We start from the raw sequence: 19,969 nt of genomic DNA on the forward strand, positions 1-19,969 counted from the left end.
TAGCACGTTTTGCGCGGGCATGGGCCGTGATAAGCCACCCGAACGGCCCATGCCCGGGTTCCCACTGCCACAGGAAACATGACCCGATGATCCGACTGACCGAACTGCGCCTGCCCCTTGGCCATGCGGAGGATGCCCTGCGCCATGCCGTGACTGAACGGCTGGGTATCGCAGCCGGAGATGTAGGCCAGATCAGCGTGTTCCGCCGCGGGCATGATGCACGCCGGCGCAGCCGGATCATGCTGGTCTACACGGTGGACTGCGCGGTGACGGACGAGGCGGCGGTGCTGGCCGCCCATGCGGATGCGCGTGACATCATGCCCGCGCCCGATACCGCCTACCATCGTGTCATTGACGATGGGGCGCAGATTGCCGCCCGGCCCGGCTTTAAACGACCGGTGGTGATCGGGGCCGGTCCGTGCGGGCTCATGGCCGCGCTGGTACTGGCACAGATGGGCCTGCGCCCGCTGGTGCTCGAACGTGGCAAGGTGGTGCGTGAGCGCACGGTCGATACCTTCGCCCTGTGGCGTAAATCCATCCTGACACCGGAGAGCAATGTGCAGTTTGGCGAAGGGGGGGCCGGAACCTTTTCCGATGGCAAGCTGTACAGCCAGGTCAGCGACCCGCGCCATTACGGGCGCAAGGTACTGGCGGAATTCGTGCGCGCCGGTGCGCCGGAGGAGATCGAATACCTCTCCCGCCCCCATATCGGTACCTTCCGTCTGGTCGCGATGGTGGAGCATATCCGTGCCGAGATCGAATCCCTTGGCGGCGAATACCGCTTTGGCGCGCATGTGAGCGATTTCGTGATGCGGGGTGACGGAGCAGGCGGCCAGCGCATCGCCGCCCTGCGCCTGGCTGACGGGACGGAGGTTGTGACCGACCACGTGGTGCTGGCCATAGGCCACAGCGCGCGGGATACGTTTGAATCCCTGCACGCGGCGGGCGTGGCCATGGTGGCCAAGCCGTTCTCCATCGGGGTGCGCATCGAGCATCCGCAATCCGTCATCAATACCGCGCGCTATCACCGGCCCGAACCCGTGCCCGGACTGGGTGCGGCCGATTACAGGCTGGTGCACCATGCCAGCAATGGCCGTGCGGTCTATTCCTTCTGCATGTGCCCCGGCGGCACGGTGGTGGCCGCGACATCGGAGCCGGGACAGGTGGTGACCAACGGCATGAGCCAGTATTCCCGCGCCGAGCGCAATGCCAATGCGGGCATCGTGGTGGGCGTAACACCGGAGCAGGATTATCCCGGCGGCGCGCTGGCGGGCATTGCCTTCCAGCGCGAATGGGAACGCAGGGCGTACGAGGCTGGTGGCGGCGCCTATTTCGCGCCCGTGCAGACGGTGGGTGATTTCCTTGATGGCAGGCCCTCCACCACACTGGGCGATGTCGTGCCATCCTACCGCCCCGGCGTGACACCTACCGACCTTACGCGCTGCCTGCCGGCTTTTGCCATTGAGGCGATACGTGAGGCGCTGCCCCATTTTGATCGCAGGCTGGCCGGTTTTTCCATGCGTGATGCGGTCATGACCGGGGTGGAGACACGCACATCATCGCCCCTGCGCATTCCGCGCGGGGTGGATGGGCAGGGCATCAACGTGCGCGGCCTGTTCCCGGCGGGTGAGGGGGCGGGCTATGCCGGTGGCATCCTGTCTGCCGGGATTGATGGCATCCGCATTGCCGAAGCCGTGGCCCTGTCGCTGGCAGGCCGCAAGGTGGAGCAGGCGCTCCAGCGCGGCATGACGCATGCGACGGAAGCGCAGTAATAAAAACGGACAGAAGTTTTTGGTGAAGCTTTTTTCAAAAAGCTTCGAAGAACGCCGTCTTTTTGAAAAAAGACGGCACCCGAAAACGCCTTTATTTTAAATCGTCCCGTTCCTTACAGGAACGAGACCGGGTCGATATCCACGTCAATCCGCGCCCCGCGCTCTGGCTTCACGCGCGACAGCCATTCACGCATGATCGGCTGCACCGCAATGTTGCGCCGCGCGCGCAGCAGCAGGCGGAAGCGGTGCCGCCCGCGCAGGATGGCCAGTGGCGCAGGGGCGGGGCCCAGCACCTGCACGCCATCCATCTGCGGAGCGTTCTGCCCCAGCGCGCGGGCGGTCATGTCGGCCGCATCGGGCATCTCGGCACTCACGATCACGGCGGCCAGCCGGCCATAGGGCGGCCAGAAGCCGGGGCGGCGCTGTTCGGCCTCCTGCTGCATGAAACTGGCAAAATCGCCTGATACCAGCGCCTGCATGACCGGGTGGTCGGGCACGTAGCTCTGAAGCAGGACGCGCCCCGGCGCTTCGGCGCGGCCCGCGCGGCCCGCTACCTGATGGAGCAGTTGCACCGTGCGCTCGGATGCCCGCAGGTCGCCCCCCCCCAGCCCCAGGTCCGCATCCACGATTCCCACCAGCGTCAGATGCGGGAAATGCCAGCCCTTGGCCACGATCTGGGTGCCGATCACAAGGTCGATCTCGCGCTGTGCTATGCGCTCCACGGCGGCGGCGGTGGCGGCGGGGCCATTGAGCGTATCGCTGGCCATGACCAGAATGCGGGCATCGGGGAATGTGGCGCGCGCTTCCTCTGTTATGCGCTCCACGCCGGGGCCGATGGGGGTCAGGCTGTCGGCATCGGCGCATTGGGGGCAGGTCTGGGGAATGGGCTCGTCATACCCGCAATGGTGGCAGGTCAGGATATGGCGCGCGCGGTGTTCCACCAGCCACGCGGTGCAGTTGGGGCACTGCATGCGGTGGCCACAGGTGCGGCACAGCGTAAGCGGCGCATAGCCCCGGCGGTTGAGGAACAGCATCGCCTGCTCCCCCCGGCCCACCGCATCGTTGATCGCACCCGTCAGCACGGGGGAGAGGAACAGCCCGCGTTCCGGCGGGTCGGCGCGCATGTCCAGTGTCTGGACATCCGGCATGCTGGCATTGCCGTGCCGCGCATTCAGCTTCAGGTGCCGGTAGCGGCCCGCGCCCACATTGGCCAGGCTTTCAAGGCTGGGTGTGGCCGAAACCAGCACCACTGGCGCATGGCTCATGCGCGCGCGCACCACCGCCATGTCGCGCGCATGGTAGGTTACGCCATCTTCCTGCTTGAAGGCGGTTTCGTGCTCCTCATCCACAATGATCAGGCCAAGCCGGTCAAACGGCAGGAACAGCGCCGAGCGCGCGCCCACCACGACCCGCGCCGTGCCGTCGGCTACCGCCCGCCACGTAATCCTGCGCAGCCGCGCGCCCAGGTCGGAATGCCACAGGGCGGGCTGGGCACCAAAACGGCGTGCGAAGCGGCCCGTCCACTGGGCGGACAGGGCGATTTCGGGCAGCAGCACCAGCGCCTGCCTGCCGGATGCGATGCACGCGGCAATGGCTTCCATGTAGATCTCGGTCTTGCCCGACCCGGTCACCCCTTCCAGCAGGGTGATGGAAAAATCGTTTTCTTCCACCCGCGCGCGCAGTTGGGTGGCCACATCGGCCTGCTCGCCTTCCAGTTGTGGTGGGCAATGGGCGGGCTCGGGCAGGGCAAAGGGCGGTGGGGGAAGGATTTCCACCGCCGTCAGGGCCCCTGCCTGCGCAAGCCCGCGGACCACGGCGGCCCCGACCCCGGCGCGACGTGCCAGTTCCGCCGCGGGCAGTGCCGTCGTGGCGCTGTCCAGCACTTTCTGGCGCGCGGGTGTCAGGCGCAGTCCGGCCGGCATGTCCGCAGCCGCGACCCAGCCCGTGGCGGGCCGGGGCAGGGGGGCGAGCGCATTGGCCCGCAGCGCCATGGCCAGTACCATCCCCGGTGGTGACAGGGTATAGGCCGCCACCCAGTCCACGAACTGGCGCAGCTGGGCGGGCAGCGGCGGCAGGTCAAGCCGTGCCGCCACGGGTTTCAGGCGGCTGGCGGGTACGTCCTTTTGTGCAGGCGGCGTGAATTCGGGCGGCAGGCGGGATGTGGCATCCCATATCACCCCCGTTTCCGTGCGGCGGCCCAGCGGCACGGTCACGATGTCCCCCGGTCCGGCGCCGGCCAGCCGGGGCGGCAGCAGGTAGTCCAGCGGCCCGGCAAAGGGCAGGGTGAGCATGACCCGCACGCGCCCGTCCGTGGTGGCGGGGGGCAGCAGGTCCGTCTGTATGGGATTGCGGTGCGGCATGGGTTTTTCTACCGTCATGCATCGCCCGTGTCTTGTCCATTGCGCATGCGTGATGCGTATGCGGGCCGGGCAGTCCGGCAGGGACGTGGGAACAGCAGGGGGCAGGGCGCACGATGGCCGAGCATATGATGGCAACCGGGGCGCGTGACGCCTTTCTGCACTGGATGGAAACCGAACGCCGGGCGGCCCCCCTTACGCTTGAGGCCTATCGTGGCGACCTGAACCGCTTCGTATCGTTCCTGACCGGTCATCTGGGGGCCGAGCCGGACCTGGCCGCACTGGCCGGGCTGTCGCTGGTCGACCTGCGGGCGTGGCTTGCACATGAACATGCGCAGGCCCTGGGCGGCAGGCGAGCCACCACGCAGGACCGTGCCGCCCGTACCCGGGCGCGCCGGGTTTCGGCCCTGCGTTCCTTCTACCGCTACCTTGCGCGCCATCATGGGGTGGACAATCCCGCCCCCGGCCTGCTGGCAGCCCCGCGCACCCGCCGCCCGCTGCCGCGCCCGCTGCCAGCCGTGCAGGCGCTGGAGGTGCCCGAAGGTATTGCCGATATTGCCCATACCCCCATGGCCCGGGTGCGTGACGGCGCCCTGTTCATGCTGCTGTATGGCTGCGGGCTGCGCATTTCGGAGGCGCTGGGGCTGAACGTGCATGACCTTGACCACGCGCGGGCACTGGGGGACGCGGCAAAGGGTGACGGCGTGCTGCGCATACAGGGCAAGGGGGGCAGGGAACGCATGGTGCCGGTGCTGCCGCAGGTCATGGCGGCACTTGCGCGCTGGCGTGGGGTGCACCCGCTGCCGCAGGCGGATGCGCCGCTGTTCGTGGGCGTGCGGGGCGGGCGGCTGCAGGCGGGCATTGCCCAGCGCGCCATGCGTACATGGCGGCACATGGCGGGCCTGCCCGATCATGCAACCCCGCACGCGCTGCGGCATTCATTCGCCACCCACCTGATGGAAGGGGGGGCCGACCTGCGCGTGATACAGGACCTGCTTGGCCATGCCAGCCTGTCCACCACCCAGCGCTATACCCTTGCCGACGAGGCGCGGCTGATGGATGTCTGGACACGCGCCCATCCGCATGCCACCGATACAGCACATTGAACAGGAATACCCATGCCCCAGCGGTTCGCCTATCCCCCGATCGACCCATACGATCACGGCTGGCTTGATACGGGCGAGGGGCATCGCGTCTACTGGGAACTGTGCGGCAATCCGGACGGCATTCCCGTCGTGTTCCTGCATGGCGGCCCCGGTGGCGGGTGTTCGGCCTTCCAGCGCCAGATGTTCGATCCCGCGCGCTACCGTATCCTGCTGTTCGACCAGCGTGGCTGCGGACGCTCCACCCCGCATGCCTCGCTCGAGAACAACACCACGTGGCATCTCGTGGCCGATATCGAGCGGCTACGCGTGCTGACGGGGGCGGAATCGTGGATGGTGTTTGGCGGGTCATGGGGGTCCACGCTGGCGCTGGCCTACGCGCAGGCGCATCCGCAGCGGGTCAGCGCGCTGGTCATGCGCGGCATCTTCACCCTGCGGCGCGCGGAACTGCTGTGGTATTATCAGGATGGGGCATCATGGCTGTTCCCCGACCTGTGGGAGCAGTTCCTGGCCCCCATTCCCCCTGCCGAGCGCACGGACCTGATGGCCGCCTACAACCGCCGCCTGACCGGCAGCGACGCGGAGGAACAGATGAAGGCCGCCGTCGCGTGGAGCATGTGGGAAGGGCGCACCATTACCCTGCGCCCCGCCCAGGGCACCGTGATGCGCCATGCCGACCCGCGTTACGCGCTGGCATTTTCGCGTATTGAAAACCATTACTTCGTCAATGCCGGCTGGCTGGAGGAAGGCCAGCTGATCCGCGATGTCGATCGTATCCGCCATATTCCCGCCGTGATCGTGCAGGGGCGCTACGATATCGCGACCCCCGTGCGCACGGCGTGGGACCTGCACCGCGCCTGGCCGGAGGCGGATTTCCAGCTGGTCGACATTGCAGGCCACGCCATGACCGAACCCGGCATCCAGTCCGCCCTGCTGGCAGCGACGGACGCCATGGCCCGGCACCTGGCCTGATGGCCGGTTCCGGGGCCCGGTTCGCGCGCCGCCTTCTGGCCGTGCTGGTGGGGGGGCTGCTGCCAGCGGCCCATGGCATGGCGCAGGATGCGCCCCGGCTGTGCAACCATGAGCGCGTGGCCCAGGTGCCGCTGCGTGATGACGGGGGCTATCTGTCCATCGTGGTCAGCATCGCGGGGCACAGCCTGAGCGCGCTGGTGGATACCGGCTCCGATGGCGGCCTGCTCACGCCGGACATGGTGGGCTACCTGCGCCTGCGGCTGGACCCGGAGCATGAGACGGTCGTGCATGGCACCGGCGGCGTGGCGCAGGCTACCCCCAACGCCATCGTGCCCGACCTGCGGGTCGGTGGGGTGGATTTTGGCGCCCGCTCCGTGCCGGTGGGCGAACTGCCCGGCCAGCCGATGATCCATCCCCCCGTGGCGGGGCTGCTGGGGGGGGACATCCTGTCGCGCTTCGATCTGGACATGGACGTGGCGGGTGGTACGCTGACACTGTGGAACATCCAGCACCGTTCCATGGCCTGCGCGCCGCCACCAGCATGGGATGGACCGTATGAAACGCTGCCGCTGCGCAGGCAGGACAACCGTTTCCTGCTGGAGGTACTGCTGGCGGGCAGGCCTGTCACGGCCCTGCTGGACAGCGGGGCGCGCTCGCGTATCGTCTCGCCCGATATCGCGCACCGCGCAGGGATCAGCCAGTCAGAACTCGAGCGTGACCCCGGCGGCGTGACCGCCAGTGTGGACGGGCACAAGGATGTGTATCACTGGCACCGTTTTGCCAGCCTGCAGGTTGGCCACGAGCTTGAGCGCAATGTCACGCTGACCGTGGCCCCCCTGCGGGAGCATCTGGAAATGCTGCTGGGTTCGGACTGGTTCGCCAGCCACCGGGTCTGGATATCCTACGCCACGAACCAGACCTTCGTCCGCCCCGCGCGGCGGCCGGGTGGCTGATCCTTACCGGCCCCGGGGCATGAGCCGGGCCGGACGGGATACTCAGCCCTTCAGCTTGCTGTTGCACACGCTGTAGTAGCCGCCGCCGCTCTGGATCCAGCGCAGGCCGCCATTGGCATTGGTGGCCTTGTTGGCATTATACTGGTCAAGACAGGTGTGCATGCGGGCCTTGCCTGCCGGTTCCTTGCTGTATTTTTCAGCGATGGCGGTGGGCATCGTCGCGGTGGTGGCAGCAGCGGGTGCCGCGGTCGCGGCGGCCGGTGCGGCGGGTCTGGCCGGGACAGGGGCCGCCGCGGGGCTTTCGGCCGGTTTGGTCGTTGCCTCGCTTGTGGCCGCATCGCCGCACTGGGCGGCCTTGAATTCCTTGTAGCTCTGGCCGTTCAGGCTGCCAGCCGTGCGGGCGGTGGCGAATTTCTGGTGGCAGGCCTTGGATGTGTCACGCGCCTGGGCCGCACTGGCGGACATGGCGAGCGCGAGCAGGGAAGTGGCTGCAATCTTGAAGCGGAAGGATGAAGGCATGATGGTGGCTGGTCCTGAAATGATGGGAAGGAAAAGGCAGGCTTAAAGCGCGCTGTCGCCCGTCTCGCGCGTGCGGATGCGGATGACGCTGTCAAGCGGGGAAATGAAGATCTTGCCATCACCGATCTTGCCGGTATGGGCGGCTTCGAGAATGGTTTCCACGGCCTGCTCGACCAGTTCGTCGGTCACGGCGACCTCGATCTTGATCTTGGGCAGGAAACTCACATGGTATTCCGCGCCGCGATAGATTTCGGTCTGTCCTTTCTGGCGGCCAAAGCCCTTGACTTCCGATACGGTCAGACCCTGTATCCCCAGTGGGGTCAGGGCCTCGCGCACGTCGTCGAGCTTGAAAGGCTTGATGATGGCTGTGACAAGCTTCATCTCACCGGGTCTCCATTTTGCTGTCCGGCCGGCTGACCGTATGTGAAGGATAAGGGTAACCGCTCCGTCTATACCCTGATCGGGTGACGCATGTCATCCGCCTTCGCATGGCCCATATCGGCAAGCATGCTTGTGTGTCCCCGCCCCGGCGGAGTAAATCCGTTGGGCTGTCATGCCGACCGGGTCAGAACAGGAAACGAAATGAACGCGAACATGCCATCTTCCACCGCATCCGGGGCCCTTGGGGTCGATGTCTGCATCGTGGGCGCGGGGCCTGTGGGGGCGACACTGGCCTGCCGCCTTGCGGCCGACGGCATGCAGGTCGCCATTATCGACCGCGCGGCGCTTCCCCCCATGGAACATCCGGCCTTTGATGGCCGTGCCTACGCCATTGCCGCGGGCTCGCGCCGCCTGCTGGAAGCGGCGGGCGTGTGGCAGCGCCTGCCCATGCCATCATGCGACATCCGCGAGATCCGCGTGACCGATGGCAGGCCGGGGCGGCCGCCATCGCGCCTGTTCCTTGAATTCGGCCCCGATGATGCTGACCAGCCCTTTGGCGCCATGATCGAGGCGCGTGCCCTGCGCGTGGCGCTGAACGCGACCCTGCACGCAACGCCTGGCGTGCATGTATTCGCCCCCGATGAGGGTACCGTGACCCGCAGGCCCGAAGGGGCGGAAATCCGCACCGCCAGCGGCCGCGTGATCCATGCCCGCCTGGTTGTCGCGGCCGAAGGGCGGCGCAGCCCGCTGCGCGAGCAGGCGCGCATTCCCGTCACCCGCATGCCCTACAACCAGTGCGGCATCGTGTGCGCCGTGGCCCATGAACGCCCGCACGGGGGGCGTGCGCTGGAGCATTTCCTGCCCGCAGGCCCCTTCGCCCAGCTACCCATGGCGGGAACGGCGGAGCATCCCGACCTGTCCGCCCTGGTATGGACCGAGAGCGAGAAGGTGGCTCACCGTCTGGCCGAACTGCCGCATGATGCCTTTGCCCATGAAATCCGTCGCCGGATGGGTGATGAGTGGCTGGGCGCCGTTACCCCCGTGGGACAGCGCTGGGTCTATCCGCTTTCCGCGCAGTACGCGCAGCGCTATGTTGATACGCGGCTGGCGCTGGTGGGGGATGCGGCGCATGGCATCCACCCCATTGCGGGGCAGGGACTCAACCTTGGCTTCCGCGATGTCATCGCCATGACCGATATCCTGGCGGGCGTGCATGCGCGTGGGAGCGATGTGGGGGCACCCGATGTGCTGCGGTCCTATCAGGCGCGCTGCCGCCCCGCCAACATGCTGATGCTGGCCGCAACCGATGCGCTGGAGCGGCTGTTCGGTAACGATAACCCCGTGCTACGTCTGGCGCGTGACGTGGGGCTTGCAACCGTCAACCGCATCACGCCACTGCGCCGCAGCTTCGCCCGCCACGCCATGGGGCTGTGAGCGGCGGCCGCACGGCAGGAAGAAGTATCAACAGGACCAAATGGCCGGAACGGATCTGTCATGCCTGAAAAGCAGCCCGCTGCCCTTTCCGTGAATTCCCGCATGCGGCAGCCCGTACTGCCGCCCACGCTGGGGCATGTCGACCCCCATGCGCTGTGGCAGGAAATCGTGAGCGGTGCGTGCGGATGCAACGACCCGCTGGTCAAGGGCCTGCTGGCCACCGGCATCCGCAACCACGGTTCCTTCCGTGGCGCGCTGGCCGCCCTGATCGGGCGCAAGCTGGGCGATCGCTCGGTCGCCGATGACGCACTGGCCGAACTGGTGACGGAAGTGTTCGATGCCGACCCCGATATCGTGGCGGCGGCGGCGGCCGACCTTGTGGCCATACGCGAGCGTGACCCCGCCACGGCGGAATACGTCACGCCATTCCTGTTCTTCAAGGGCTACCACGCGGTGCAGAGTTACCGTGTGGCGCACTGGCTTTGGCATAACGGGCGCAGCTATCTTGCCCTGCATCTGCAGAGCCGGTGTTCCGAACTGTTCGCCGTGGATATCCATCCCGCTGCCCGGCTGGGGCGGCGCATCCTGCTTGACCATGGCACCGGGATCGTGATTGGCGAGACTTCGGTGCTGGAGGATGACGTCTCGCTGCTGCAGGGCGTGACCCTGGGGGGGACCGGCAAGAACGTGGGTGACCGCCACCCCAAGGTGCGCCGGGGGGTGCTGATCGGGGCAGGGGCCAAGATCCTGGGCAATATCGAGATTGGCGAGGGAGCGAAGGTGGGCGCCGGGTCCATCGTGCTCGAATCCGTATCGCCCTACACCACGGTGGTGGGCAACCCGGCGCGCCCGGTGGGCACACGGCATTCCAGCCTGCCCGCCTTCACCATGGACCAGATGCTGCCGCCCCTTGACTATATCATCTGAAGAATGACCGAATTCGTTTTCAGGCCGCATGTCGCGGTCATTGGTGGTGGCCCTGCCGGGCTGGCCTGTGCCGAAATCCTGTCCGCCCGGGGGTGCGCCGTCAGTGTGGTGGAGCAGATGCCCACGATGGGCCGCAAGCTGCTCATGGCCGGGCGCGGCGGGCTGAACCTGACCCATACCGAGGACGCCACGCGCTTTGCATCCCGTTATGGCGCATCACGGCCCATGATGGCGCGCGCGCTGGCCGCCTTCACCCCGCAGGACATGGTGCAGTGGGCCGAAGGGCTGGGCCAGCCCTGCTTTACCGGCAGTAGCGGGCGTGTGTTCCCGCGCGCGATGAAGGCATCGCCCCTGCTGCGCGCGTGGCTGGCGCGGCTTGCGGGGCGGGGCGTGCGCCTGCTGACCCGCCACCGCTGGGAAGGGTGGGATGCGGATGGCAGGCTGCGTGTGCGTGGTCCCGGTGGCCCCGCCTGCTGGCGGGTCAACGCCACCGTACTGGCCATGGGGGGTGCAAGCTGGGCGCGGCTGGGGTCGGATGGTGCGTGGCGTGAGCGCCTGCTGGGGCTGGGTGTGGATGTCACCCCGTTCACACCGGCCAATTGCGGGTTCGTGACCGGATGGAGCGATGCCTTCCGCACCCGTTTTGCAGGCACCCCGCTGCGCGGCATTGCCCTGACGGGGCCAGATGGAGAAACGGTGCGCGGTGAGGCCATCGTGACCGCGACGGGCATGGAAGGCGGCGCGGTCTATGCCCTGTCGGCTGCGATTCGTGACCAGATTGCCCGGACGGGTCATGCACGGGTCCATATCGACCTGCGGCCCGCGCTGGATGTGGCGGATATCACCACCCGCATCGCCCGCGTGCGGGCGCGTGAAAGCCTGTCCAACACATTGCGCAAGGCGCTGCGGCTTGCGCCCGAGGCCATTGCCCTGCTGCGCGAAGGGGCGGGCGGGCCGCCACCGCGTGATCCGGCAGCCCTGGCCCGTCTGGTCGGGGCCGTACCGGTCATGCTGCACGCGCCCGGGGCACTGGACCGCGCCATATCGGTGGCGGGCGGCATTGCGTGGTCCGCGCTGGACGAACGGCTCATGCTGCGTGCGCTGCCCGGTGTCTTTGCCGCGGGCGAGATGCTGGACTGGGAAGCACCGACGGGCGGCTACCTGCTGCAGGGCTGCATGGCCACCGGGCGCCTGGCGGGTGAAGGGGCGTGGGAATGGTTGCGGGACTCGCAGCGCGGGCGGTATCCGTCAGCGCCATGAGTGTTGCAATCACGATCGGGGACCGGCGCGGCGCCGTGGCGGGCGATGCCCCGGTAACCATGGATCTGGCCGAACTGCTGTCCACCCGCCTGCTGGTGCAGGGCAATTCCGGCTCCGGCAAGTCGCACCTGCTGCGCCGCCTGCTGGAACAGTCGGCCCGCATGGTGCAGCAGGCGATCATTGACCCCGAGGGCGATTTCGTAAGCCTGGCGGACCGCTTCGGCCATCTGGTGATCGATGCCGCCGAGCATACCGAGGCCGCCCTGCAGGCGGCGGGCGAGCGGATGCGCATGCATCGCGCCTCCGTCGTGCTGAATCTGGAGGGCGTGGACGCGGAGGTGCAGATGCGCCGCGCCGCGGCCTTTCTGGGCGGCATGTTCGAGGTGCCGCGCGATTACTGGTACCCCGTGGTGGTGGTGGTGGATGAAGCCCAGCTTTTTGCGCCTGCCGCGGCCGGTGAGGTCTCGGATGAAGCACGCCGGGCCTCGCTTGGTGCCATGACCAACCTCATGTGCCGTGGCCGCAAGCGCGGGCTGGCGGGTGTGATCGCCACCCAGCGTCTGGCCAAGCTGGCCAAGAATGTCGCGGCCGAGGCGTCCAACTTCCTGATGGGACGGACCTTCCTCGATATCGACATGATGCGCGCGGCCGACCTGCTGGGCATGGAGCGCAGGCAGGCCGAGAGTTTCCGTGATCTGGAACGCGGGTATTTCGTGGCCCTTGGTCCCGCCGTCTCACGCAGGCCGCTGGCCGTGAAGATCGGCCCGGTCGAGACCGAAAGCCGCTCCGCAGGGCCCGCCCTCATGCCGTTCGAGCCGATGCCGGTGGGCGAGGACATACGCGAACTGATCCTGACCCCGGTGCCGGAGCGTGAGATCACGCCCCGCCCCCCGCGCAGCTTCAGCCCGCCACCCGATATCCTGGCCCAGCTTGCCGCCCATGCCGAGACCGCCACGGTGGAGGCCGCTACGGAAACCGGGGAAGAAGCCCCCCCGGTGGATGCCACGGCACTGAAGCAGCGCTTTCTCGAAATCCTGACCGACATATTGCGTGACGAGGATGCCGGCTTCCGCCCGGTGCATGTGCTGTATCAGGATTTTCTGGTCCGCTGCCGTATAGAGGGCATGGGCCGTGACGCACTGGACATGCCGCGATTTCGCCGCGTGCTGGCTGTGGCCCGCGCAGGTGTGGATGCCGAGACGGCGGAAACGGGCCAGTGGCAGCAGGCCGAACAGATGGCCGCCGTGCTGCCCGATGACATACAGGGTATTTTCCTGCTGATTGCCCGTGCCGCGCTGCAGGGGCAGCCCTGCCCGTCGGACAGCGTGATCGCGCGCACCTACGGCACCCATTCACTGGGCCGTGCCCGCCGCCAGCTGACCTATCTGGAGGAGCAGAACATGATCGTGCTCCGCAATGACGGTCTTGGCCGGCGTAGCGCCGCCATTATCGGCCCCGGATGGGAAACCGCCCCCGCCATGCCCGACGGGCGGGCGGGATAGCCCACCTGCCAGTCAGGCCCGACGGCCCCATGCCCGCGCGGGAACAGGCCCACCATAACGGATTGATCTGGAACAGACGTTTCCGGCTGCCACCTCTGTTTTAAAAGACGGCAATCCCTGGCATGGCCTGAAAAAAGCAGGACCCGGCATATCGCCCACTTTGCATGGTGCTTGACAGGCAGGTGCTTTCAGGCCGGTCGGTTATCATGGCAACAAAAAACCTGCCTTCTTGCGAAGGCAGGTTTTTCTGTTTTGCAGCCGGTCAGTGGTTGCGTGCTCAGCGCTTCCACCACCCGGTGCGGCGGCGGGGTGTCGGTGTTGCATCCCCTTCACCAGCCGCCGGGGCAGGCGCTTCCGCTCCGCTATCCGCCGGGGCGGCATCCGCGCCTTCTTCCGCCTTCTTGCGGCGGCGGGTGCGGGTTGCGGTCTCGGGGGCTGCTGCGACCGTCTTGCGGGTTGTGGCCCGCTTGCGCGGCGCGGCCCTGGGCTTTGCCGGTGCCTCGGCCGGTGCTTCCGCCGTTTCCGCGGTGGCGTCCGCCACCGCGGCCTCGGCTTCAGGTTCGGCCTTCTTGCGGCGCGTGACACGGCGGCGCTTGGGGGCTTCTTCCGCAGGCGTGGCTTCGGCTTCCGGCGTGGTGGCCTGTGCCGGGGCTTCGGCGGTTTCATCCGCCTTGGCGGCCTTGGCCGTCTTGCTGCTGGTGCGTCGGCGCGTGGTGGCCGTCGTGCCCGTTGCCTTGCTGGCCGCCCGCTTGCGTGCGGGCTTGGCGGGCGCGGCGTCCTCAGCAGCCGGGGCATCCGCCGGTGTGGCGGCCTCGGTTACCGGGGCGGGTGTTGCCTCCTTTGCATCGGCTGCCGCCTTGCGACGGGTTGCCGTGCTGCGGCGCGCGGTCGTCGTCGTGCTGGTGGCACGGCGGCGGCGGGGCTTGGGCGCTTCTTCCGCCGGTTCGGCAGGTGCCTCGGCAGCCGGTTCCGGGCTGGCCGGTGCTTCCGCCACGGGGGTTTCAGCCACGGGTGCCGCGACATCGGGGGTTGCAGCCTGTGCGGCTTCCGCCGGTGCGCTGTCGCTTTCCGTCACGGTGCTTTCCGCAACCGTGCTTTCCACCGGGGTACGGCCACGGCGCGTGCGGCGGCGTGAGCGGCGGGGCTTGGGCGCCTCTTCCTCGGTAACAGCCGCATCGGGTGTTTCCACCTCCACCACGACCGGATCGGCTTCCACCACCTGTTCGGCGGGGGCGGTGGTCTGTTCGATCACATCGAAGATGTCGATGATCGCATCGCCATACGGGTCGGCCGGGGTGGGGCCACGATAGACCTCGGGTGCCGCGGGTGCGGGCACGGGCGCGGGTTCCGCGGCTTCGGTCCGGGCGGTATCCTCTGTGCCTTCCGTGGCAGCTACGGGGGCCTGCGCGGATGCGCCACCACGGCGGCGACGGCGGCGGCGGCGGCGGCGATGGTCGGTACCCGACGCGATATCCTCGTCCTCTTCCGTCGAGGCGACGGCCTCGGGTGCCGTATCCGCCACGGGCGGCTCGGCCTGGATCTGGATTTCGCGCACATGGCTGTTTTCGGCCGGGGCGTGCTCGATTACCGGGGCGTCAAATCGGGCCGTCTGCTGGCGCACGCGCTCGATGGTGCATTCCTGCGGCTGCAGGGCGGCATCGGGGGCGAAGACAACCTGCATCTTGTGCCGGGTCTCGATTTCCGTCAGCCAGTTGCGCTTGTTGTTGAGGACATAGAACGCGATTTCCGGCGCAACCGCGACCGAGACCTCGGCAGCCTTGCGCTGCATGCCTTCTTCCTCGATCGCGCGCAGCACATGCAGCGCCGAACTTTCGATCCCGCGCACGATGCCGGTGCCCTGACAGTGCGGGCAGGGCATGAAGGCGGATTCGGCAATGGAGGGGCGCAGGCGCTGGCGTGACATTTCCAGCAGGCCGAAATGCGAGATCTGGCCAACCTGGATGCGCGCGCGGTCGGTGCGCAGGGCATCTTTCAGCTTCCGCTCGACCATGCCGTTGTGCTTGCGGCTTTCCATGTCGATGAAGTCGATCACGATCAGCCCGGCCAGGTCCCGCAGGCGCAGCTGGCGGGCGACTTCCTCCGCCGCTTCGAGGTTGGTGCGCAGCGCCGTTTCCTCGATATTGCGCTCACGCGTGGCGCGGCCCGAGTTCACGTCAATTGCGACCAGCGCCTCGGTCTGGTTGATGACCAGATAGCCACCGGACTTGAGCTGCACGGACGGGGAAAGCATGGAGTCCAGCAGCCCCTCCACCTTGTAGTGGGAGAACAGGGTCTGTTCATGGTCCTGCCACAGCCGCACCTTCTGCGCGTTCTGCGGCATGAGCATGCGCATGAACTCACGCGCGGACTTCCAGCCCGGCTCGCCATCAATCAGGATCTCGCCCACTTCACGCGTGTAGATGTCGCGGATGGCGCGCTTGATCAGGCTTGCTTCTTCATAGATCAGCGCGGGAGCGACGGATTCCAGCGTGTGCTGGCGGATGTCATCCCACAGGCGCAGCAGGTATTCGCAGTCGCGCATGATTTCGGCGCGCGGGCGCTGGGCGCCGGCGGTGCGCACGATCATGGCCATGCCGCGCGGGATCTGCAGTTCGGTAATGATGTCACGCAGGCGACGGCGGTCGGCAACCGAGGTGATCTTGCGTGATACGCCCCCGCCACGCAGCGAATTGGGCATCAGCACGCAGTAACGCCCCGCCAGCGAGACGTATGTGGTCAGCGCCGCACCCTTGTTGCCGCGTTCTTCCTTGACCACCTGCACCAGCAGGATCTGGCGGCGGCGGATGACTTCCTGGATCTTGTAGTTGCGCAGGAAGCGCGCGATCCGGCGCTGGGCCTGGGCCTCGTCGCCGGTATCGTTCTCGCCACCCACGGTTTCGGGCTCGTCGCCCGCGCTGTCGGCGTCCGCATCCTCGGCGGTGGCGGCGGGGGCGTCCTCTTCCTCGTCATCATGGGCGCGGCGTTCTTCTTCCGCGCGGCGTTCCTCTTCCTGCAGCGCCAGCAGCTGTTCGCGGTCGGCTACGGGAATCTGGTAATAGTCGGGGTGGATTTCACTGAAGGCCAGGAAGCCGTGGCGGTTGCCGCCATAATCCACGAACGCGGCCTGGAGGCTGGGTTCCACGCGGATGACCTTGGCAAGGTAGATGTTGCCCTTGAGCTGCTTCTTGGAAGCGGCCTCGACATCGTAATCCTCAAGGTGGTGACCATCCATCACGACCACGCGGGTTTCTTCCGCGTGGGTCGTGTCGATCAGCATGCGTTTGCTCATAAAAAGGCGTACTCCGGTATGTCACGTTCCGGCATCCGGGCTGCGCGCACCATGTGGCGGGCAGGAGGGAGCGGCTGGAACGGACAGAAATATTAAAAATAACGCGACCGGACCCGAAAAGTACACCACAGCGCGCCGCGCGGGCGGACAGGCCATGCGTGGCGACCGGATGCGGCGCGCAGCGGCCGCCCACGGTCAGGCATGGTGTCATCGCATGTGCGCAAGGGGGTGCGCGTGGTGTCCAATCCATCCTCGGTCATGACTGGGGAGGTGCCGTCCGGCCTGATTGCCGGGGCGGGCCTCCGTATCGACGGGTATGCCATCCGGTTTCCTGTCGATGGGGAACACCGGCGCGGCAGCTTCAGGTCGTGCGCCACATGTGCCCCCACGCCGTGGCGTGGCCGGAAAGGGTCCGGTAAACGTATGTGGCGCATGCATGATGCATGCCGGATGGAGGAAATCATGCCCTGCGGGCACCCCGCCAGCCTGGCCCGCCTTTGCGGCAGCCGGATCTGGCATGGTCCATCACGGCTGGGCAGCATGACGCAATGCGTGCATTCCTGCAAGGGGTGCGTGCGTTTATCCCGCTGACGCGCCGCCCGTATGGTGGTAATGGGAACGGATACGCCCACCTGTTGTGACCGGAAGCAAGACGCATGCCCCCAGCCCGGCCTGATGGCACTGATGCAATCCCACCCGCGGGTGGCCTTGGCCGCCGCACGCTGGTCACCGGGCTTGGCCTGCTGGTGCCTGCCACGGCTGTGGCCCGCGTGGCCCCGCACGCACCGGCCCATCCGCACGCGCCGGCCGCCCCCCATGCCCCCGCGCATGCGGCCCTGCACGCCCCCGCCATTGTGGGACGCGCGGCCCGGCCCAGGCCACTGGTCATGCTGGACCCGGGGCATGGCGGCAAGGACCCCGGCGCCATCGGCGTATCGGGCACGTATGAAAAACACGTGGCCGAGGCGGCGGCCAGCGAACTGCAGCGCCAGCTTGAGGCCAGCGGGCGCTACCGTGTGGCCATGACCCGCGCCGATGACCGCTTCATCCCGCTGGAGGGACGGGTGGATATCGCCCACACGCACAAGGCCTCGCTGTTCATATCCATGCATGCCGATGCCCTGACCAACCGCGCCGTGCGCGGGGCGAGTGTCTATACCCTGTCGTCAAAGGCGTCGGACCGGCAGACGGCCATGCTGGCACAGACGGAAAACAGCGCCGACCGCTATGGCGGCCCGCAGATGCACGCGGATTCGCCCGAGGTGCAGGAAATCCTGGCCAGTCTCGTCACCGAGGAAACGCGCCATGGCGCGGCCCACATGGCCAGCAGCATCGTCTCCTCCTTCCGCCCGCGCATCGGCCTTTTGCAGCATCCCTCCCGCCATGCCTCGTTCGTGGTGCTCAAGTCGGCGGATATTCCCTCCGTGCTGGTGGAGATGGGATTCATGTCCAACCACATGGATGAAGCCGCCCTGCGCCAGGCCGCCCACCGCATGGTGGTGGCGGGTGCGATGGTGCAGGCGATCGACCGCTATTTCGCAACCGACAGCATGGTCACCCATGCCACGGGATAAGGCATGCAGGGTGGCGGGCACATGCCGGCGGCGGGGATGACAGGGGCGCGCGTGCTTTTACGGTTGCAATCGGGCTTCGCGGCTGTATGGTGCCGGGCATGGTAACGACAGCGCACATCGTGGGGATCGGATCGGGCGCATGCGCGCACCCTTTCGCGCGCGCATGTGCGGGTGCCGGGCTCCTTCGTCTTCGACTTATCCGCCCCTGAGCGATCAGGGCCGGCCGCGTGCCGGCGCGCCCAGGGGACTGATCGGACCGGTCATGCCGGTTCGCGAACACGAATGACAGGGGCACGCAGGCGTGCCGCCTCCCGCATCACAGCAGGACCCAGGTCCCGAGGTTAGTACCATGAGCATCGACCATCCCTCCTTTGGCCGTATCGACCCCAACCGTGTCATCATTTTTGACACCACGCTGCGTGACGGTGAACAGTCCCCCGGCTTTTCCATGAACCTGGCTGAAAAGCTGCGCATGGCCGAAGCGCTGGAAGAACTGGGCGTGGACGTGATGGAAGCGGGCTTTCCCGTGGCGTCAAAGGGCGATTTCGACAGCGTTCACCAGATCGCGCAGAAGGTGAAGAACAGCGTTGTATGCGCGCTGGCGCGCAGTGGCGGCAAGAATGACATCACGGCCGCGGCCGAGGCGATCAGGCCCGCAAAGCGCGGACGCATCCACAACTTCATCTCCACATCGCCGCTGCACATGAAGTACAAGCTGCGCATGGAGCCGGAAACGGTGCTGGAACTGATCGAGGCGGGCAACCGTGCCTCGCGCCAGTTCACCGATGACGTGGAATGGTCGGCGGAAGACGGCTCGCGCACCGACCCCGATTTCCTGTGCCGCTGTGTGGAAACCGCCATCCGCGCGGGTGCGACCACCATCAACATCCCCGATACGGTCGGCTATTCCACGCCGGAAGATATGGCCCGCATCTTCAATGACCTGCGCACCCGCGTGCCCGGTGCCGACGGGGTGATCTTCTCCACCCACAACCACAACGACCTGGGGCTGGGCGTGGCCAATACGGTTGCAGCACTGCAGGCAGGCGCGCGCCAGGTGGAATGCACCATCAACGGCATTGGCGAGCGCGCGGGCAATGCGGCGCTGGAGGAAATCATCATGGTGCTGCGCACGCGCCATGACGTGTTGCCCTACACCACCGGCATCCATACCGAGCGCCTGCTGCGCACGTCGCGCATGCTGGCCACCATCACCGGCTTCGATGTGCAGCCCAACAAGGCGATCGTCGGTCGCAACGCATTTGCGCATGAAAGCGGCATCCATCAGGACGGTATCCTGAAAAACGCCGCCACTTACGAGATCATGACACCCGAAAGCGTGGGCTGGAACCGGACGTCACTGGTGCTGGGCAAGCATTCGGGCCGTGCCGCCTTCCGCGACAAGCTGAAGGCGATGGGCTACGAAAACATCGAGGAAGCCCAGTTCAACGATGCCTTCAGCCGCTTCAAGGACCTGGCCGACCGCAAGAAGGTCATCTACGACGAGGACCTGGTGGCGCTGGTTGATGATGAAGTGCGCGACCATGCCCGCATCCGCTTCGTGGCGCTGGATGTGACCGCGGGCTCCCGCCGCCCCGCCACCGCCGATCTGGTGCTGGAAGTCGATGGCAGACGCGAGGAAGGTCACGCCGAAGGGCAGGGCCCGGTCGATGCCGCGTTCAACGCCATCCGCGCCATCGTGTCGCATGACGCGACATTGCAGTTGTATTCCGTCGGCGCCGTGACCGAAGGCAGCGACGCGCAGGCCCGTACCTCGGTCCGGCTGGAGGAAGATGGCAAGCTGGTGGACGGGCAGGGTGCGGATGCCGACACGCTGGTCTCCGCCGTGCGGGCCTACGTGCATGCGCTGAACAAGCTGCTGGTCAAGCGCGACCGTGCCGAACCGGCCGCACTGGATGCCTGAAC

General features: G+C 67.2%; 14 protein-coding genes. 10 read left to right on the forward strand and 4 right to left on the reverse strand.

All coding sequences use genetic code 11. From position 1 onward, the window contains the following. The first annotated feature begins 86 nt into the window (after positions 1-86). Positions 87-1,772, forward strand: a complete 1,686-nt coding sequence (locus LDL32_RS14235; protein ID WP_233067991.1) for an NAD(P)/FAD-dependent oxidoreductase — start codon at positions 87-89, stop codon at positions 1,770-1,772. 113 nt (positions 1,773-1,885) lie between these two features. On the opposite strand, the gene LDL32_RS14240 is transcribed toward LDL32_RS14235, so the two are convergent. Continuing rightward, a complete protein-coding gene (locus LDL32_RS14240; protein WP_233068938.1) occupies positions 1,886-4,132 on the reverse strand; it encodes a primosomal protein N' in 2,247 nt (748 codons plus the stop codon). 125 nt (positions 4,133-4,257) lie between these two features. Between LDL32_RS14240 and LDL32_RS14245 the strand changes: the two genes are divergently transcribed. The 3 genes from LDL32_RS14245 to LDL32_RS14255 are packed head-to-tail and all read left to right on the forward strand — an operon-like array spanning position 4,258 to position 7,157. After that, positions 4,258-5,235 (forward strand): tyrosine recombinase XerC, encoded by a 978-nt coding sequence (locus tag LDL32_RS14245; RefSeq protein WP_370636774.1) that lies wholly within the window; start codon positions 4,258-4,260, stop codon positions 5,233-5,235. 12 nt (positions 5,236-5,247) lie between these two features. Next, the gene (gene pip, locus LDL32_RS14250; protein ID WP_233067995.1) at positions 5,248-6,204 is read left to right on the forward strand and encodes a prolyl aminopeptidase; all 957 of its coding nucleotides are present in this window, start codon (positions 5,248-5,250) and stop codon (positions 6,202-6,204) included. Then, on the forward strand, positions 6,204-7,157 hold the full coding sequence (locus LDL32_RS14255) for a retroviral-like aspartic protease family protein (RefSeq protein ID WP_233067997.1): 954 nt from the start codon (positions 6,204-6,206) through the stop codon (positions 7,155-7,157). The genes pip and LDL32_RS14255 overlap by 1 nt, the downstream gene beginning before the upstream one ends. Before the next feature lie 42 nt (positions 7,158-7,199). Here LDL32_RS14255 and LDL32_RS14260 read toward each other — a convergent pair whose 3' ends face one another. Together LDL32_RS14260 and LDL32_RS14265 are read right to left on the reverse strand one after the other, a co-directional pair. Then, on the reverse strand, positions 7,200-7,676 hold the full coding sequence (locus LDL32_RS14260; RefSeq protein ID WP_233067999.1) for a hypothetical protein: 477 nt from the start codon (positions 7,674-7,676) through the stop codon (positions 7,200-7,202). Positions 7,677-7,718: 42 nt separating this feature from the next. Then, on the reverse strand, positions 7,719-8,057 hold the full coding sequence (locus LDL32_RS14265; protein ID WP_061274536.1) for a P-II family nitrogen regulator: 339 nt from the start codon (positions 8,055-8,057) through the stop codon (positions 7,719-7,721). A gap of 201 nt (positions 8,058-8,258) precedes the next feature. Here LDL32_RS14265 and LDL32_RS14270 point away from each other — a divergent pair, with 201 nt between their 5' ends. From LDL32_RS14270 to LDL32_RS14285, 4 genes are read left to right on the forward strand one after another with little or no spacing between them, the layout of a single operon-like run. Continuing rightward, positions 8,259-9,491: a UbiH/UbiF/VisC/COQ6 family ubiquinone biosynthesis hydroxylase gene (locus LDL32_RS14270; protein ID WP_233068000.1), complete on the forward strand. Its 1,233-nt coding sequence runs from the start codon at positions 8,259-8,261 to the stop codon at positions 9,489-9,491. A 60-nt stretch (positions 9,492-9,551) separates the two neighbouring features. Then, a complete protein-coding gene (gene cysE / locus LDL32_RS14275) occupies positions 9,552-10,418 on the forward strand; it encodes a serine O-acetyltransferase (protein ID WP_370636706.1) in 867 nt (288 codons plus the stop codon). 3 nt (positions 10,419-10,421) lie between these two features. Continuing rightward, positions 10,422-11,678, forward strand: coding sequence for an NAD(P)/FAD-dependent oxidoreductase (locus tag LDL32_RS14280; RefSeq protein WP_233068002.1), 1,257 nt, complete (start codon positions 10,422-10,424; stop codon positions 11,676-11,678). Further along, the gene (locus LDL32_RS14285; protein ID WP_233068004.1) at positions 11,675-13,180 is read left to right on the forward strand and encodes an ATP-binding protein; all 1,506 of its coding nucleotides are present in this window, start codon (positions 11,675-11,677) and stop codon (positions 13,178-13,180) included. Before LDL32_RS14280 ends, LDL32_RS14285 begins: the two co-directional genes overlap by 4 nt. 277 nt (positions 13,181-13,457) lie before the next feature. On the opposite strand, the gene LDL32_RS14290 is transcribed toward LDL32_RS14285, so the two are convergent. After that, entirely contained in the window at positions 13,458-16,469 is a 3,012-nt protein-coding gene (locus tag LDL32_RS14290; protein ID WP_233068006.1) for a ribonuclease E/G, read from the reverse strand. 656 nt (positions 16,470-17,125) lie between these two features. Here LDL32_RS14290 and LDL32_RS14295 point away from each other — a divergent pair. Beyond that, positions 17,126-18,043: an N-acetylmuramoyl-L-alanine amidase gene (locus LDL32_RS14295; protein ID WP_233068009.1), complete on the forward strand. Its 918-nt coding sequence runs from the start codon at positions 17,126-17,128 to the stop codon at positions 18,041-18,043. Positions 18,044-18,392: 349 nt separating this feature from the next. Continuing rightward, positions 18,393-19,967 carry a 2-isopropylmalate synthase gene (locus LDL32_RS14300; RefSeq protein ID WP_233068010.1) on the forward strand — a complete coding sequence of 525 codons (1,575 nt, stop codon included), beginning with the start codon at positions 18,393-18,395 and terminating at the stop codon, positions 19,965-19,967. Positions 19,968-19,969 lie beyond the last annotated feature (2 nt).

Source organism: Komagataeibacter sp. FNDCF1 (assembly GCF_021295335.1).
Taxonomy (GTDB): domain Bacteria; phylum Pseudomonadota; class Alphaproteobacteria; order Acetobacterales; family Acetobacteraceae; genus Komagataeibacter.